Source organism: Compostibacter hankyongensis (assembly GCF_039541075.1).
Classification (GTDB): Bacteria; Bacteroidota; Bacteroidia; order Chitinophagales; family Chitinophagaceae; genus Compostibacter; species Compostibacter hankyongensis.
On the sequence record NZ_BAABFN010000001.1, the window covers coordinates 753,953 to 769,092 of the forward strand.

Annotated in this window: 15 protein-coding genes and 1 tRNA gene; 9 read left to right on the plus strand and 7 right to left on the minus strand. The window is 53.9% G+C overall.

What is annotated here, in order from left to right; genetic code table 11:
- Window positions 1-87: 87 nt before the first annotated feature.
- The 3 genes from ABD851_RS03150 to tig are packed head-to-tail and all read right to left on the minus strand — an operon-like array spanning window position 88 to window position 2,824.
- The gene (locus ABD851_RS03150) at window positions 88-717 is read right to left on the minus strand and encodes a ClpP family protease (RefSeq protein ID WP_344975194.1); all 630 of its coding nucleotides are present in this window, start codon (window positions 715-717) and stop codon (window positions 88-90) included.
- Between the two features lie 36 nt (window positions 718-753).
- Window positions 754-1,458, minus strand: coding sequence for a ClpP family protease (locus ABD851_RS03155; protein WP_344975197.1), 705 nt, complete (start codon window positions 1,456-1,458; stop codon window positions 754-756).
- A complete protein-coding gene (tig, locus tag ABD851_RS03160) occupies window positions 1,448-2,824 on the minus strand; it encodes a trigger factor (RefSeq protein WP_344975200.1) in 1,377 nt (458 codons plus the stop codon). Before tig ends, ABD851_RS03155 begins: the two co-directional genes overlap by 11 nt.
- A gap of 55 nt (window positions 2,825-2,879) precedes the next feature.
- On the opposite strand from tig, the gene ABD851_RS03165 reads away from it, so the two are divergent.
- Window positions 2,880-3,182, plus strand: a complete 303-nt coding sequence (locus tag ABD851_RS03165) for a hypothetical protein (protein WP_344975202.1) — start codon at window positions 2,880-2,882, stop codon at window positions 3,180-3,182.
- 1 nt (window position 3,183) lies between these two features.
- Here ABD851_RS03165 and ABD851_RS03170 read toward each other — a convergent pair.
- The 3 genes from ABD851_RS03170 to ABD851_RS03180 all read right to left on the minus strand — a co-directional run bounded on the left by ABD851_RS03170 (window position 3,184) and on the right by ABD851_RS03180 (window position 3,865).
- Window positions 3,184-3,265: transfer RNA gene (locus ABD851_RS03170), tRNA-Leu, on the minus strand.
- Between the two features lie 95 nt (window positions 3,266-3,360).
- Window positions 3,361-3,642, minus strand: a complete 282-nt coding sequence (locus ABD851_RS03175; RefSeq protein ID WP_344975204.1) for a type II toxin-antitoxin system RelE/ParE family toxin — start codon at window positions 3,640-3,642, stop codon at window positions 3,361-3,363.
- A complete protein-coding gene (locus tag ABD851_RS03180; protein ID WP_344975207.1) occupies window positions 3,635-3,865 on the minus strand; it encodes a hypothetical protein in 231 nt (76 codons plus the stop codon). The genes ABD851_RS03175 and ABD851_RS03180 overlap by 8 nt, the downstream gene beginning before the upstream one ends.
- A 141-nt stretch (window positions 3,866-4,006) precedes the next feature.
- Here ABD851_RS03180 and ABD851_RS03185 point away from each other — a divergent pair, with 141 nt between their 5' ends.
- The 3 genes from ABD851_RS03185 (at window position 4,007) to ABD851_RS03195 (ending at window position 8,208) form a co-directional block, all read left to right on the plus strand.
- On the plus strand, window positions 4,007-6,253 hold the full coding sequence (locus ABD851_RS03185; RefSeq protein WP_344975210.1) for a RelA/SpoT family protein: 2,247 nt from the start codon (window positions 4,007-4,009) through the stop codon (window positions 6,251-6,253).
- A 74-nt stretch (window positions 6,254-6,327) separates the two neighbouring features.
- The gene (locus ABD851_RS03190; RefSeq protein ID WP_344975213.1) at window positions 6,328-7,593 is read left to right on the plus strand and encodes an adenylosuccinate synthase; all 1,266 of its coding nucleotides are present in this window, start codon (window positions 6,328-6,330) and stop codon (window positions 7,591-7,593) included.
- 177 nt (window positions 7,594-7,770) lie between these two features.
- Window positions 7,771-8,208: a hypothetical protein gene (locus ABD851_RS03195; protein WP_344975216.1), complete on the plus strand. Its 438-nt coding sequence runs from the start codon at window positions 7,771-7,773 to the stop codon at window positions 8,206-8,208.
- A 114-nt stretch (window positions 8,209-8,322) separates the two neighbouring features.
- Here ABD851_RS03195 and ABD851_RS03200 read toward each other — a convergent pair whose 3' ends face one another.
- Window positions 8,323-9,381 (minus strand): Gfo/Idh/MocA family oxidoreductase, encoded by a 1,059-nt coding sequence (locus tag ABD851_RS03200; RefSeq protein ID WP_344975219.1) that lies wholly within the window; start codon window positions 9,379-9,381, stop codon window positions 8,323-8,325.
- An 81-nt stretch (window positions 9,382-9,462) separates the two neighbouring features.
- Between ABD851_RS03200 and ABD851_RS03205 the strand changes: the two genes are divergently transcribed.
- The 5 genes from ABD851_RS03205 (at window position 9,463) to ABD851_RS03225 (ending at window position 15,121) form a co-directional block, all read left to right on the plus strand.
- Window positions 9,463-10,926 carry a hypothetical protein gene (locus ABD851_RS03205; RefSeq protein ID WP_344975222.1) on the plus strand — a complete coding sequence of 488 codons (1,464 nt, stop codon included), beginning with the start codon at window positions 9,463-9,465 and terminating at the stop codon, window positions 10,924-10,926.
- Between the two features lie 183 nt (window positions 10,927-11,109).
- Window positions 11,110-12,642 (plus strand): hypothetical protein, encoded by a 1,533-nt coding sequence (locus ABD851_RS03210; protein ID WP_344975226.1) that lies wholly within the window; start codon window positions 11,110-11,112, stop codon window positions 12,640-12,642.
- Between the two features lie 3 nt (window positions 12,643-12,645).
- Window positions 12,646-13,629 (plus strand): hypothetical protein, encoded by a 984-nt coding sequence (locus ABD851_RS03215; protein ID WP_344975229.1) that lies wholly within the window; start codon window positions 12,646-12,648, stop codon window positions 13,627-13,629.
- 274 nt (window positions 13,630-13,903) lie between these two features.
- On the plus strand, window positions 13,904-14,620 hold the full coding sequence (gene purQ / locus ABD851_RS03220; protein WP_344975232.1) for a phosphoribosylformylglycinamidine synthase subunit PurQ: 717 nt from the start codon (window positions 13,904-13,906) through the stop codon (window positions 14,618-14,620).
- A gap of 57 nt (window positions 14,621-14,677) precedes the next feature.
- On the plus strand, window positions 14,678-15,121 hold the full coding sequence (locus ABD851_RS03225; protein WP_344975236.1) for a protein-disulfide reductase DsbD domain-containing protein: 444 nt from the start codon (window positions 14,678-14,680) through the stop codon (window positions 15,119-15,121).
- Window positions 15,122-15,140: the final 19 nt, after the last annotated feature.

A 15,140-nucleotide genomic window follows, 5' to 3' on the forward strand; every position in this document is an offset into this window, starting at 1 on the left:
TGTTGACATTATAAACTTCGCATATTCCCATATTCCTGTGCGATAAATACGGTCATGCCCGGTTTCATTTTGCTTACCTTTTCCTCCCTAAATCTTTTCCATGATCTGGTCCACGATGCCGTAGCCGATGGCTTCCTTGGCATCCATCCAGTAATCGCGTTCGAAATCCCGCAGTATCTTTTCCATCTTCTGTCCGCAGTTCTCGGCCAGTATCCTGGCGCCCAGTTCCTTCGTTTTGCGGATCTGTTTGGCATGGATCTCCAGGTCGGAGGAAACCCCCTGGAGGTAGCCGCCCAGGCTGGGCTGGTGGATCATCACTTCCCCGCTGGGATAGATAAAGCGATGGCCTTTTTCACCACCCGACAGCAGGATGCTGCCCATGGAAGCGGCCAATCCCATACATACGGTAGACACCGGCGACTCGATCATCCGCATGGTATCGTAGATCACCATGCCGGAGGTTACCATGCCCCCCGGGCTGTTGATATAAAAGGTGATCTCCTTACCGGGCGCTTTGCTGTTCAGATACAGCAGCCGGTTGACGACCTCTTTGGCAGATTGGTCATCCACGACGCCCCACAGAAATACCTTCCGCTCTTCCAGGAACTTTTTATCGAATTCACGTGAAGAGACCAGGCCTTCCAGGGGATTGTTTTCTTCTTTCGGTTTTTCTTCTTCCGACCGGAGCGGGATTATGTTTTTTGAATAACGCGCCATGATTGTTTTTCGGGGTTGGTTGAAGGAATGTTTTAATTATCCGGCCTGCTCATCCGTTCCCTGTTTCCGGGGATTGATGCTGAGCACCTCATCCACCAGGCCGTAGGCTTTGGCTTCTTCCGCCAGCAGCCAGTAATCGCGGTCGCTGTCTTTCTCCACCTTTTTCAGGGGCTGACCGGTATGGTGGGCGATGATCTCATTCAGCTCCTTGCGGATCCTCAGGATTTCCTTGGCGGTGATCTCCACGTCGGAAGCCTGCCCGCCGATAGCGCCGCTGGGCTGGTGGAGCATGATCCGGGAATGCCGCAGGGCGGTCCGCTTGTTCTTGGCGCCCGAGCACATCAGGATGGCGGCCATCGAGGCGGCCATGCCCGTGCATATGGTCGCCACGTCGGGACCGATGATCTGCATCGTATCGTACATCCCGAGACCGGCATATACGCTGCCGCCCGGACTGTTGATATACATCTGGATATCCCGCTGCCGGTCGGTCGACTCAAGAAATAACAGCTGGGCGTTGACAATGTTGGCGACATAGTCGTCGACGGGTTCTCCCAGGAAGATGATGCGATCCATCATCAGGCGGGAAAAAACATCCATGGACGCCACGTTCAGCGGACGTTCCTCGATAATATAGGGGGTGAGGGCCTTTACAGACTGATGGGTATACTGGTCAAACGCCAGGCTGTTGATGCCATGGTGGCGGATCGCATATTTCCTGAATTCCTGATCAGTGTTCATGATGATGATTATGCGGTAAATGATTGAATTCTTCCAAAGTTATCGTTTTCTCCTCGATATTCAGCTGGCTTTCCGCCCAGTCCAGCAGCTTGCCCGTCAGCAGTTCCCGGTAGGTCTGATCCAGGTATTTTTCGTCCTGGGTCAGCTTGTCCAGGTAGGCATCCACCCACTCGGTATTACCGGCTCCGCCGGCCAGTCCGAAGTAACCCAGCACCTGCTTTTTGGCATGTTCCCGCAGTTCCTCGGCCGATACCTTGATATCGTTTTCCCGGATCAGCTTGTCAGAGATCAGCGTCCAGCGGAGCTGATGGTCAAACTGGGGATATTCTTTTTCGGCATCTTCGGAGGAGCGGTTTTTGCCCTCGCCGTTCTGGAGCCATTTTTTCAGAAACTCCGCGGGAAGGGTAATGGGCGTTTCGTGCACCAGCAGTTCAAAAATATCGTTTTGCAGACGGGTACGGGTCTGCTCGTCGTAATAGCGCGCGATCTCTTCCCCGACCTTGTTCCGGAAATCCGCTTCCGTGGCGGGGGTGTCGGTAGGATATACCTCTTTAAAAAAGTCCTCGTCCAACGCCCGCTTTTCCAGGTGTTCCGTTTTGAGCAGGGTCAGCCGGAAATGCTTCTGGGCGGCTGCCTCGTCTTCCGGATCCAGTTCCAGGTCACGCAATACATTCTTCAGTTCCGTTTCGTCGAAAGCATCTGCAAGCTTAAAGACAATATGATCGTCTTTTTTCTTCCCGGTAAGCTGTTCGCGGAGAGCGGGCGAGAAATACTTCACCAGCAGGGAGTTTTCCTTCTGTATCCCCCCTTCTACGGGCGTGCCGGCCGCATCGCATTCCTCGAATTGTACCGTTACGGCGTCTTCTTCGCTGCTGACGCTTTCCTGCTCCGTCATCTTACCGCCTTTGAGCTGCAGCCTTTCCACTTCTTCATCTACCGTTTTCTCATCGGGGGTAATGCGGTAGCGGGTAAGGGTGGTCTTGTCTTTAATAGGCGTCACGTCGAATTCCGGCTTCAGGCCGATCTCGAAGTCAAAGGCATATTCTCCGGGCTCGTTCATATTGAGCCGGTCCGTATCGGCGCCCAGGGACAGGGGCTGGGCAAAGATCTCCAGCTTTTCTTCCTGGAGGTAGCTGCCCAGTTCTTTTTCCACGGATTTCACCACCTCATCGGCAAAAACAGCCGGACCGTGCATTTTCTTGATCAGGCCTGTGGGCACCATGCCTTTCCGGAAGCCGGGGAGGCTGGCGTTTTTGCTGTATTGCTTCAGTGCTTTCTCAAAAGCGGGCAGGTAGTCGTCCTGGGCCACCTTCACGGTAAGCTTATCGTTTAATACACCGATGTTTTCTCTGGTAACGGTTGCCATAGTTTTAAAAGTGATAGTTTTAGCGCAATAATGGTTCCTAAGTTTACTTACTGACATGAAGTCAGTTGCGGGTGCCAGGGTAACAGTCGGTGATCCCTTGTTTGCGGAAAAGGCGGGATGGCGGGTGCGACCTCAGCAACGCATTTTTATCTGCTCTCCGGTCTTTGTTTTTCCGGAAAAGGAGCGCAAAATTAAGATTTTTGTGCCAGATTCCGGTGACCGTCTTTGGGGAGGACGGGCCCAGGATCCGCCGGACGATTTCCGGGGGAGGAGTATTGTTTTAGTTTGGGATTTTGGGGAGAATGGAAGACGCGGGCCGCATCCGCTTCTCGAGAACAGCATGCGCCTTCAATTTTAAGTGCGGATGGAGGGACTCGAACCCACACGCCTTACGGCACCAGATCCTAAGTCTGGCGCGGCTACCAGTTACGCCACATCCGCAGAACCAGCCGGCGCCGGGCCGGTCAAGCGCGGGCAAAGGTATCGTTTTTTCCGGAAAAGCGAGGCCAGGGGGCTGCCGAAAACCGGTAGTGTCATTAGAAAAGGCGCTTGGTATGAAGCACAGCCAGTACGACAACCCTTTTTTCTTCAATAATATAACTGAATACCATAGGGGAACTGTCGCAGGAAAGTAATTCTGATGTCCCGGTATCGATCTGAAAGAGGAAAGGATTCCGGCAAATAAGATCAAATCGTTCGGAAAGGGCCTGGATAAGGGGGGCGACTTGCAGCGGTGCTTTTTCGCGATACCATTCTACAGCCTCCTTTATATCCAGCTCGGCTGCTGTCCGGATGGAAATGGCATAGGGATCAGGCATCCCTCAATAACTCATTTTTGCATTCCTTCCATGATTTTCCGTTATCTTGCTTTGTGTGATAGGCCTTTAGCCGGTTATCCAGCAGGCCCTTTAAGGCAGGAGTCAGTTCCGGCGGAGCTGTTAGCTCCTCTTTCATTTCTTGATACCGATATTGTAAGCTGTCCAGAAAAGCAAGCAGTACCTTTTCTTCCTTTTCATCATGTGGAGATACGAGAATAGCCATAACCCGGATACAATTTTGTATGTTTCAAAGATAAGACTTTTTAATATGACGCCTGAAAAACGGCAAAATGACACCCGGACCGGAAAGCCGGAGGGGCGGTCTGGTTGTTGTTATTATAAAGATGTGATGTAATTTTGAAGTATGCCTACAGGAACGATCAAAAAAGAACGGTATGCGCTTTCCGAAGAACAGGAAAAGAAGGAGATCGTACGGCAGTACCGCGCCCTGCTGCGGGCGCTGAAGAGCAAGCTTAAGAAAGGCGACAAGGAACAAGTACGCCGGGCCTTTGAGATCGCCGCCGATGCGCATAAGGATATGCGGCGTAAATCCGGCGAGCCCTATATCCTCCATCCCCTGGCGGTAGCCCAGATCACCATCGAAGAGATCGGGCTGGGAGTGACCTCGGCCATCTGCGCCCTGCTGCACGATACGGTAGAGGATACCGAGGTAACCCTCGAGGAGATCGAACGCGAATTCGGCAGCAAATGCGCGCATATCATCGACGGGCTGACCAAGATATCCAACGTCATTGAGGACTCCAATACCAGTACCCAGCAGGCAGAGAACTTCAAAAAGATACTGCTGACCCTGGCCGAAGACCCCCGCGTGATCCTCATCAAGCTGGCGGACCGCCTGCACAACATGCGCACGCTGGACAGCATGAGCCGCGAGAAGCAGCTGAAGATCGCCTCGGAGACGGTGTTTATCTATGCTCCCCTGGCTCACCGTCTGGGGCTCTACAATATCAAGTCCGAAATGGAAGACCTGGCCCTGAAGTATACGGAGCCGGAAGTTTACTTCGACATCGCCCAGAAGCTCAGGGAAACCAAACGGGAGCGGACCCGGTATATCAATGAGTTTATCCGCCCGGTCCGGGAACGGCTGCAGCAGGAAGGATTTGAGTTTGAGATTTTCGGGCGGCCCAAATCCATCCACTCCATCTGGAACAAGATGAAGAAAAAGGGAGTGACCTTCGAGGAGGTTTACGACCTGTTTGCCATCCGCATCATCCTCCATTCGGTGACCGAGCGGGAAAAGGCCGATTGCTGGAAAGCCTATTCCGTGATCACCGACTTTTATATGCCCAGCACGCAGCGTCTGCGCGACTGGCTCAGCAATCCCAAATCCAATGGCTATGAGGCGCTCCATACCACCGTCATGGGGCCGGGCGGCAGGTGGGTGGAAGTGCAGATCCGTTCTGAACGGATGAATGAAATTGCCGAAAAAGGACTCGCCGCTCACTGGAAATATAAGGAAGGCGCCGTTCAGGAGAGCAAGTTCGACGAATGGTTCAAGCAGATCCGGGATATGCTGGGCAACTCGGATGCCAGCACCCTGGATTTCGTACAGGATTTCAAGCTCAATCTCTTCGCCGAGGAAATTTATGTCTATACCCCCAAAGGGGATCTGAAGATACTTCCCGCCGGCGCCTCCGCCCTGGATTTTGCCTTTGCCATCCACAGCGCCATCGGCCAGAAATGTATCGGCGCCAAGGTCAACTATAAGCTGGTGCCCATCAGCCACAAGCTGAAAAGCGGGGACCAGGTGGAGATCATCAGCTCCAACAAACAAAAGCCTTCGGAAGACTGGCTGAACTTTGTGGTCACCGCCAAGGCCAAATCCCGTATCAAGGACGCGCTGAAAGAAGAAAAAAGGGTGGTGGCCATGGACGGACAGGCGGCGCTGGAGCGGAAGCTGAACAACATGGGCGCGGCCGTAAATGTCCAGAATATCAATGAGCTGACCCAATACTTCAAACAGCCCTCCCCGTTAGACCTGTACTATCAGATCGCGGTGAAAAACATCGATCTGAAAACGCTCCGGGAATTTACGTTGCTGGGCGACAGGCTGGAAGCGCCGAAGCCGCAAAAGGCGCCGGAGCCTGAGGTGAAGTCGCCCGAGCCCTCGAAGAAGAGTCCCAAAAAGGAATCCGAGCTGATCATCTTCGGGGAAAATGCGGACCGGATAGAATACAAGCTGGCGAACTGCTGTAAGCCGATCCCGGGCGATGACGTATTCGGATTTGTCACGGCCAGCGAGGGTCTGAAGATACACCGGACCAACTGCCCCAATGCCGCCCAGTTGCTTTCTCATTACGGCCACCGCGTGGTAAAGACCAAATGGGCGAAAAACAAAGAGATCTCCTTCCTGACCGGCCTGCGGATCATCGGGATGGACGACGTGGGGGTCATCAACAAGATCACCAACGTTATTTCCGGGGAAATGAAGGTCAATATTTCCGCCCTGACCATCGAATCAAAAGAGGGCCTTTTCGAAGGCATTGTAAAGGTATTTGTCCACGATCGGGAAGAGCTGGAAGAGCTGGCTGTGCGCCTCCGCAAGCTCAACGGCATACAGTCGGTAAGCCGCCTGGAGGTGGAAGACTGAGTCCAACTTGCCGTAAAGTCTTTTTAAATGTTATTTTTGCCGGGCATTTACTAACTGATAAAATACCAAACCTGATGATAGACGTATTACTGGGTCTGCAGTGGGGCGATGAAGGCAAAGGAAAGATCGTGGATTACTTTGCCGGCAAATATGATGTGGTCGTCCGTTTCCAGGGCGGTCCCAATGCAGGACATACCCTGTATGTGAACGGGCGGAAGGTGGTGCTCCGCACCATCCCTTCGGGCGTCTTTCATCCGCATACGCTGAACCTGATCGGGAACGGGGTAGTGATGGACCCGGTGGCCATCCGCCAGGAATACCAGGAGCTGGAAGCCCTGGGCATCGATCTCCGGGAAAGACTGTTCATTTCCGAAAAAACACATCTCATCATTCCTACGCACCGGGCGCTGGACAAAGCCTCCGAGCTGTCCAAGGGAGCCGATAAGATCGGATCCACCTTAAAGGGCATCGGTCCGGCCTACATGGATAAAACCGGTCGCAACGGTCTCCGGGTGGGGGATATTATCCATGGCGATTTCCGGTCGGCTTACGAAAAGCTGAAGCAGAAGCATATTCAGCTGCTGGCAGGATATGATTTTTCGGAAGATATTTCCGCCTGGGAAAAAGAATTCCTGGAGGCTGTGGATTTTCTGCGCGGCATAAAAACGGTCAGCGGCGAATACTTTGTAAACGAGCAGCTGCGTGCCGGCAAGCGGATCATGGCCGAGGGCGCCCAGGGTAGCATGCTGGACGTAGACTTCGGGACCTATCCGTTTGTCACTTCTTCCAATACCATTTCTGCCGGCGTCTGCACCGGCATGGGGGTGGCTCCCCAGCAGATCCGCGAGGTGATAGGGGTCACCAAAGCCTATTGCACCCGTGTCGGGGGAGGACCTTTTCCCACAGAGCTGTTCGACCAGACCGGGGAAGACCTCCGCAAAGCGGGGAACGAGTTCGGTGCGGTCACGGGCAGGCCCCGCCGCTGCGGCTGGATCGACCTGGTGGCCCTGCGCTATACCTGCATGGTCAACGGTACCACGCAGCTGGTGATGACCAAGGCCGATGTGCTGGACGCTTTCCCGGCCATCAGCGCTTGCACCGCTTACCGGGTAAACGGGCGGGAAACCGCCGAGATGCCCTACCAGCTGTGCGGAATGGATGTCGAGCCGGTATACCGCACATTTGAGGGCTGGGAGGATACCCCTTCGGCGCAATGCACGGCTTTTGATGCCCTGCCGGCCCCGATGAAATCCTACATCGGCTTCCTGGAAAGCTATCTGCAAGTACCGGTGAAATATGTTTCCAACGGCCCCGGACGTGATCAGCTGCTGGAGCAATAGGAGGAGAAAACCGCCCTGAAAAAATTGCTAAAAAAATTTGGCTGTTTAAAAAAGTAGTTAAAACTTTACGAAGCCAATCAGGATATGTTATACTACATCTTCGCGAAGACAATCAACAATAATCAAACGGTTCCGGTATAGTTTTTTTCAGTTATTTTCATCCGGTAAATGAAAATCATGAAAGCAAAATCAGACAAGGAAAAGCAGGTGAAAAAAACCACTGCTTCGAAGTCGCCGAAAGGGAGTGCGCAGTCCTCGGAGGGTCCGGACAAGGACCAGGAAGAAACGGAAGGAGAGGAAGAAACAGAAGAAACACCCCCCAGCAAAACGGCCAGAAAAAATGCAAAACCTTCCTCCAAAACAACATCCCGCGAGGAAGACAATGAGGACGAAGACGAGGATGAGCCCCAGGATGATTGGGAAAAAGGAGAGGAGGACGACTATGATCCGGATTTCGAGGAATTCGACCTTCCGAAATCACGTACCAAATCAGCAGGCGGTAGCGGCGGCCGGAAAAAGACGGGCGGGGATGACGATGATTTCGATTTTGACGACGAATTCAAGGATCTGGGATTCTTTAACGACTCCTATGACGACGATGACGATGAATTTTAAACCGGAAAACGCTACATGGATTAACGCTACGAAACAAGTCTGCTGAGGTATCCCGGCTCATTGCCGCGATACCCCCGCGTCCCTTTCATCAGATTTTCTCCTGTTCCTTTATCTCTAAAGGCTTATTACCTGTTGTTCCCGGCTGCTCTCTAAAGCCGCATCGATGATGCGCATGTTCAGCAATGCATCCTGCAGGGCTACCGGTGAGGGTTGTCCGTTCCGGATGTGGCGGTATACGCCTTTGAAGAATTCCTGGTAGCAGCCTGCCGGGGAGGGGAATCTTTCCCTGATCTCTTTCCCATCTTCGGTCATGATATGGAGCAGACCGGCCTCTGCGGCAGGCTCTTCTCCCCAGCCCGTATGGGTAGGCTGCTTTCCTCCCTGGAGGGTAACTTCCTGGATATCTGACCGTGATTTCAGGAAGGATCCGCGCACGCCATGCAGCACAAAGGCCGGGATGGGCTCACGGACCAGCAGGCTGGATTTCAGCGTCACCGTCAGGCTGGGATAGAGCAGCACGATATTCAAATAATCATTGACGGAAGCCTCGGGACGGTTGGTCTGGATGCGGGCAAAAACTTTTTCGGGTTTGCCAAACAGGCAAATGGCCTGGTCGATGATGTGCGGTCCCAGATCGTGCAGGGTACCGGTTCCCGCCTGGGCGATCTCCTTGTGCTTTTTATAGCTCAGCCCCGGCTGGTAGCGGTCATAATGAAACTCAGCCTCGATGAGATCGCCCAGCAGGTGCTTTTCCACTACCTGTTTTACGGCCTGAAAATCGCTGTCCCAGCGCCGGTTCTGAAAAACGATCAGGGAGCGTTGCTGCTTTTGTGCAAGATCCATCAGCTCACGGGCCTGGCTGACCGTAGCGGTAAAAGGCTTTTCTACCACCACATGCTTCCCGGCCAGCAATGCCTCCCGGGCGTATTCATAATGCGTGACGTTCGGGGTATTGATGATCACCAGCTCCAGCTCCGGGTCTTTCAGCATTTCGCTTACCGATTTGTAGGAACGGACCCCGGGATACCGTTCGGCGGCTTTGGGATCGTGACGTTCCACTACGGCCCTGAAATCAAACTCATCCAGCAGGTTCAGAAAAGGAGCGTGGAATACCTGTCCGGACATACCGAATGCGCAAAGTCCTGTAACAATAGGTTTTTGGGAATTAGTCATAATAAATCGGGTAAAATTGTGATGGTTCGGGGTAAAAATAAAAAATAAATCGGTACCTTCCTTTTATAACCGGGCCCCCACATGCGGCTTTTTTTACGCTCTTCCATCCGTTCATTTCTTCTCCGCCGGGGATTTTATCTCATCTTCCTGCTTTTACCGTTGGCGCGCACGTTGCCCCTGAGGGCGCAGCATCTCAGTTATTCCGCTTCCGTCGGGAGCTTTACTACATATTTCAGGATCGCCGGGAAATGCGGACAATACCTCTTCATATACAAGAGCCGGTTCGGGAAGGACAGTCTTATCGGGTATACCGGGGATATGCAGGAAGCGGTCCGGCAGCCGCTGAAGTTTCTGCCCCAGGAAGTCGACGAGCTGGAATTTATTGCTTATCCCGATCACATATTCCTGTATTGTGTGTACCGCCAACGGAACGAGCTGCGCTGTATGACGGCGAGGCTGGACAGCCTGGGCCGTCTCCGGGGGCGGCCTGCGATAATCGACCGGATGCCCCTGCGGGAAGGTCTGCAGGTGGCGCGGGGAATCGGCGGATTCCGCCTCATCAAGTCTGCCGGGCAGGAGCGGATGATGATCCTCGGCATACGGGAACCCCCGGATTCTCCTTTTTGCCGCATCCGCACCTTCCTGCTGGGCCCTGCATCCGAGCTGCTGCACCGCGGCGCTGTAGTGCTGCCCTGGCAGTCTGCGCAGGATCAGCTCAACAGTCTGCTGATGGCCGACGGCACCCTGCTTTTTGTGCGCGGCAGCCAGGCGGTTTTTGACCGGGGAATCACCCGCGTCATGCTCTTTCACAAACCGCCGGAGGTGGATTTGCTGTATGGGATGCCCTGTCCGCTCGACGGCAGGGCAGTCAGCCCGAGTATGATGCTGAAGGCCGGCGTCCGGGACGGGTGCTTCTGGTGGACAGCCTGGGCTTATAATAAGTCACATCGTTTCATTGCCGGGCTGTATACCTGTCTGTACAACTACCGCACCCGTCGTATACTTATACACCGCTTCAGTCCCCTGGGTACCAGGCTGTGGCGGGAGCAGAAAGGCCGCCGCCATGCGGCATCCATTGATTTCGAAGCGTGTCGTTTCCGCGATCTTATCTTTGACCGCGGCGGTCATGGAATACTGTTTGCCGAAGATGCCCATGTCCCCGGCAGCCGGCGCGCTGCGTCGGGAAATATGCTCCTGCTGAAGATCGATACCACAGGGAGCCTCAATGGATACGACATAGCAGAGCGGCCGGCCGATATGGGACTGTATTACACTTCTGCCGCTTACCTGATCCTCAACACCGGAGATGCCCTGCATCTGCTATACAACAGGATTTATTCCTCCGGACGGTTGTTCGGGAACGTGAAGCGCGCGATTTTTGATTACCGGTACGACGGGGTTCACCCCTCCGGGGCCCTGCCGCTCCGGATCGTACCCGACACCGACAACTGGATGCTGGGATTGGGCAGGCAGACCGGTCCCAGGACCATTATCGTCCCCTGTGAGCGGAACGGGAACCTGCTTTTTGCCCGGCTGGAATTTTGAATACAGAATGTTAAAATTATCGGGTATTCCCTTTCCCTTTTATACTAAAAAGCCGTTTCGGCTGTTATTATAATAAATTTGCGCCGCCCGGTCCCGCTCCTGCAGCGCGGAGGGTGGCGGGGGCTGCCGGTCTTTTTGCCGGTTCGTTGATTTCATGTAGGTTTGATGTTAATGTTAAAAACTATGCGACGGATTTATTTGCTATGCGGAATAGGGTTGGCCTGTCTGCTGCCGCTGGTGGCGGGAGCCCAGCAGATCTCTTACTCGCAACCCGAGCGTGAGGACAATGCCCGGAATACGGAATTTGAAATCATCGGAAGCGTGGGCGGGAATATCCTGGTCTTCAAAAATAACCGGAACGATTATGCCCTTTCGGTATACGACGACGATATGAAGCTGGAGCAGCGGGTGCCGCTCGACTTCCTGCCCCGCAACATGCTTACGGTAGACTTCGTGCCTTATGCCGATCATTTCCAGATGATCTACCAGTTTCAGCGCCGGGATGTGGTCTATTGTCTGGGCGCCACCCTCGGTGCGGACGGCAGCATCCTGCGCCGGCCCGAGCTGATCGACTCCAGCGTGGTGGGCGCCTTCCAGGTAAAAAACAAGATATATTCGGTGATCCGCTCCGGCGATAAAAGCCGGATAATGGTCTATAAGATCAACCAGAACAAAAAATACGATAACGTTTTCTATACTTTCCTGCTCGACGGGGATCTGCAGCTGATCAATAACAGCCGCCTGACATTGCCCATGGAGGATAAGCGCAACTTCCTGAGCAGCTTTATGCTGAGTAACGACGGCTACTTTATCTTTTCGAAGCTGGTGCGTCCCACCAACAAGGGGAATATCAATGCCGCTTCCCTCGTGGTAAAGCCGCCCGAAACGGACAGCTTCCTGGTGAGCAAGCTGGACCTCAAGGGACAGTTTCTCGACGAAGTAAAGCTGAAGCTGGACAATATCAACAAAAAAGTATTCCTGGCCTCCTTTTACTATCAGCAGCGGAAGGGAAATGTGGAAGGGCTGTATGCCGGTATCTACAACTGGGCGGCGGGCAGCTTCGAACGGGCCTCGCTGCTGCCGTTTTCCGACGAGCTGAAGGCCAATGCCCGGCAGCAGTCCTCGCTGAAGAATGCCTTTAACGATTATTTTATCAAGCAGCTGGTGGTGCGCAGCGACGGCGGCTTCCTGCTGACGGCGGAAGCCTACTATACCTCATCGCGCTCCCAGCCGTGGAACCGGTGGGACTACCTGTATGGCGGCCCCTGGGGCTTTTCCCCGTATTCTTCCTATTACTACTACTCGCCGTTTTCTCCCTGGTACTACAGCCCCTATTACTGGGACAACGACCGGGGTACCCGCTATCATTACGACAATGTGGCCATACTGTCCTACGACGGTTCGGGGAAGCTGGAATGGAGTAATTTTATCCGTAAAAATCAGTATGCGGACGACAATGCCGGACAGCTTTCCTACGAGCTGGTCAATATCGGCAGCGAGCTGCACTTTATTTATAATGAGCTGTACCGGCGTTCGTGGCTGCTGACCGATGTGGCCATCACACCGGAGGGGAAGCTTCGCCGCATGCCTACCCTGCGGAACCTGGACAAGGGGTACGATTGGATGCCCCGTTACGGAAAACAAATCGGCTCAAGGGAAGTAGTTATTCCCTGTATTTACCGGAATTATATTTCCTTTGCAAAAATTGATTTCTAAACGGTGATCAACTGGTTTCGCTCCGGGAGCCCCTATACGCTGCTGGTGCTGCTGTTGTACACCCTGGTCCTGAAGTCGTGGTTTCTTTTTCACCCGGCGGGACCGGTGGTGCATCCGGCATCAGACGGCATGCTATACAACTGGATCCTCTCGCTGCTCCGGGGGCGGTGGCAGGGTTCCGGCTGGGTGCTGCTGGCCCAGGGTCTGCTTTTTCTGCAGGCGCTGGGTATCAACCGGCTCAGCAATCATTTCCGCCTGTTTCCCAAAAACACCTATTTCCCGGCGATGTGCTATCTGTTGTTCTCCTCCTTCTTCCGGGAATGGAACTACTTTTCGGCGCCCCTGCTGGTCAATACGCTGATGGTAGGGCTGCTTTTCCTGCTGATCAGCCTGTATGCGGCGCCGGACGGGAGAGGCAAGGTCTTTAACGCTGGTTTTTTCATCGGGCTGATGATGCTTGTTTATACGCCGGCCTGCATATTCCTGCTGCTGCTCTGGCTGGCCCTGGTCATCAACCGTCCCTTCAAGATCGTGGAATGGGTCATGGCCGTGGTCGGCATTTTAACCCCCCTTTACTTCCTGGGCACCTGGCTGTTCCTGACAGACCGCTGGGTCGGTGCGGTGCAGCTCCCCGCGTTCTCTCTCGATTATCCCCATCTTGCCAAGGCTTATCTTCCCGCCGCTGCCATCCTGGTGATGCTCGTGGTGTTTCTCTACGGCCTGCTGCGGATGCAGCAGCATTTCTTCAAGCTGCTGATACAGATCCGGAAAGTATGGTCATTGTTGCTGGTGTATATCTTTCTGGCGCTCTTGCCCGCCTTTTTCGGTCATCCGTTTACCTATCACGGATGGGTGCTCGCCCTGGTCCCGCTTTCCGCATTTTTTGCCAATGCGTGCTGGAATATCCGCCGGCCGCTCGTCGCCAATATCCTTCATGGTATCCTCATACTGGGGGTGCTGACCCTGCAGTATGGCGGCATGCTGTAAAAAAATGCTAAATTGCCCCCGGAAATCCCCTGACCCCTAAAGGGGGAGAAGGAGGTGAAGGGTGAAAGGCGCGTCATCCCGGATGTGCGGAATTTTCAGGGAATGAGAAGATAAGACCGGAGATCCGGATCCGGCAGCACGGTCTTTAACCTGAACTATAGACGGTGCGGATTGTTTAAAGTATCGGGTTTCGTTCCGGGCCAGTCGGCTTCAGGCTTTGGTCCGGAAACTTTGAACTGCGATATAAGTTTGACCATAAAAAATCGGTAATTACATGAAATTCGGTGTTTTGGTTTTTCCGGGATCTAATTGCGACCAGGATATGGTGGATGCCCTGCAGGCCGATCTCGGGCAGGAGGTGATTGCCCTCTGGCACAAGGACCGGGATATCAGCATGTTTACTACGGAGGATTGTATTGTGCTGCCGGGCGGCTTTTCCTACGGGGACTATCTGCGCTGCGGCGCCATTGCCCGGTTCAGCCCCATGATGCAGTCGGTCATTGCCTTTGCGGGCAAAGGCGGCCGGGTGCTGGGGGTTTGTAACGGATTTCAGATACTCTGCGAGGCCGGCCTGCTACCGGGCGTGCTGCTGCGCAATAAAAACCGGCAGTTTGTCTGCAAGAACAGCTATATCCTCAGCGAAAATACCGATACTCCGCTGACGGCAGGATTGCAGGGGCAGGTGCTCCGCATACCGGTGGCCCACGGAGAAGGACGGTATTATGCCGACGCCGCTACACTGGAAACGCTGGAATCCGACGGACAGGTGATCTTCCGTTATTGCAGCCCCGAGGGAGACGTCACCTGGGGCGAAAACAATCCCAATGGCTCGGTGCACAATATTGCCGGTATCTGCAACGCCGGGAAAAATGTTTTTGGTATGATGCCGCATCCGGAGCGGGCCACAGCCGAAGCGCTGGGCAATACCGACGGCCGGCTGATCTTCCGGGGGCTGATCCGTCAGCCGGAGGCCGTTGCCGCCCTGAGCTGACCCTGCTGCGCTGATCTTATATTTGCAACGGACCATTCACAAAACAAACGTACTGTTATGAAGAAGTTATTGTTTGCAAGTGTATTGATGATGCTCCCTTTTCTCGGCGGAGCCCAGATCCTCAATCCCGTAAAATGGATGTATTCTGCGAAAAAATCCGGTAACGGCGAATACGAGCTGCACATGAAGGCTACCGTGCAGCCCGGCTGGCACCTCTATGCCCAGGACGCCGGGGAAGGCCCTATACCCACTTCCTTCAAATTCGAGGGGAACGATGGCATGGAGCGCGTGGGCGTGGTAAAGGAGATCGGGAAGATAAAAAAGACCTACGACCGGAATTTTGCCTCCGTGCTGAGCTATTACGAGGATACGGTCGACTTCGTGCAGCGGGTAAAGGTAAAACCCGGTACGCAGATCGTAAAAGGAAGCCTGCAGTACATGGTCTGCGACGACAAGCAATGCCTGCCTCCGAAAGACGTGGATTTCGAGGTTAAGCTATAACAACGCCTTTTTGTTTTTC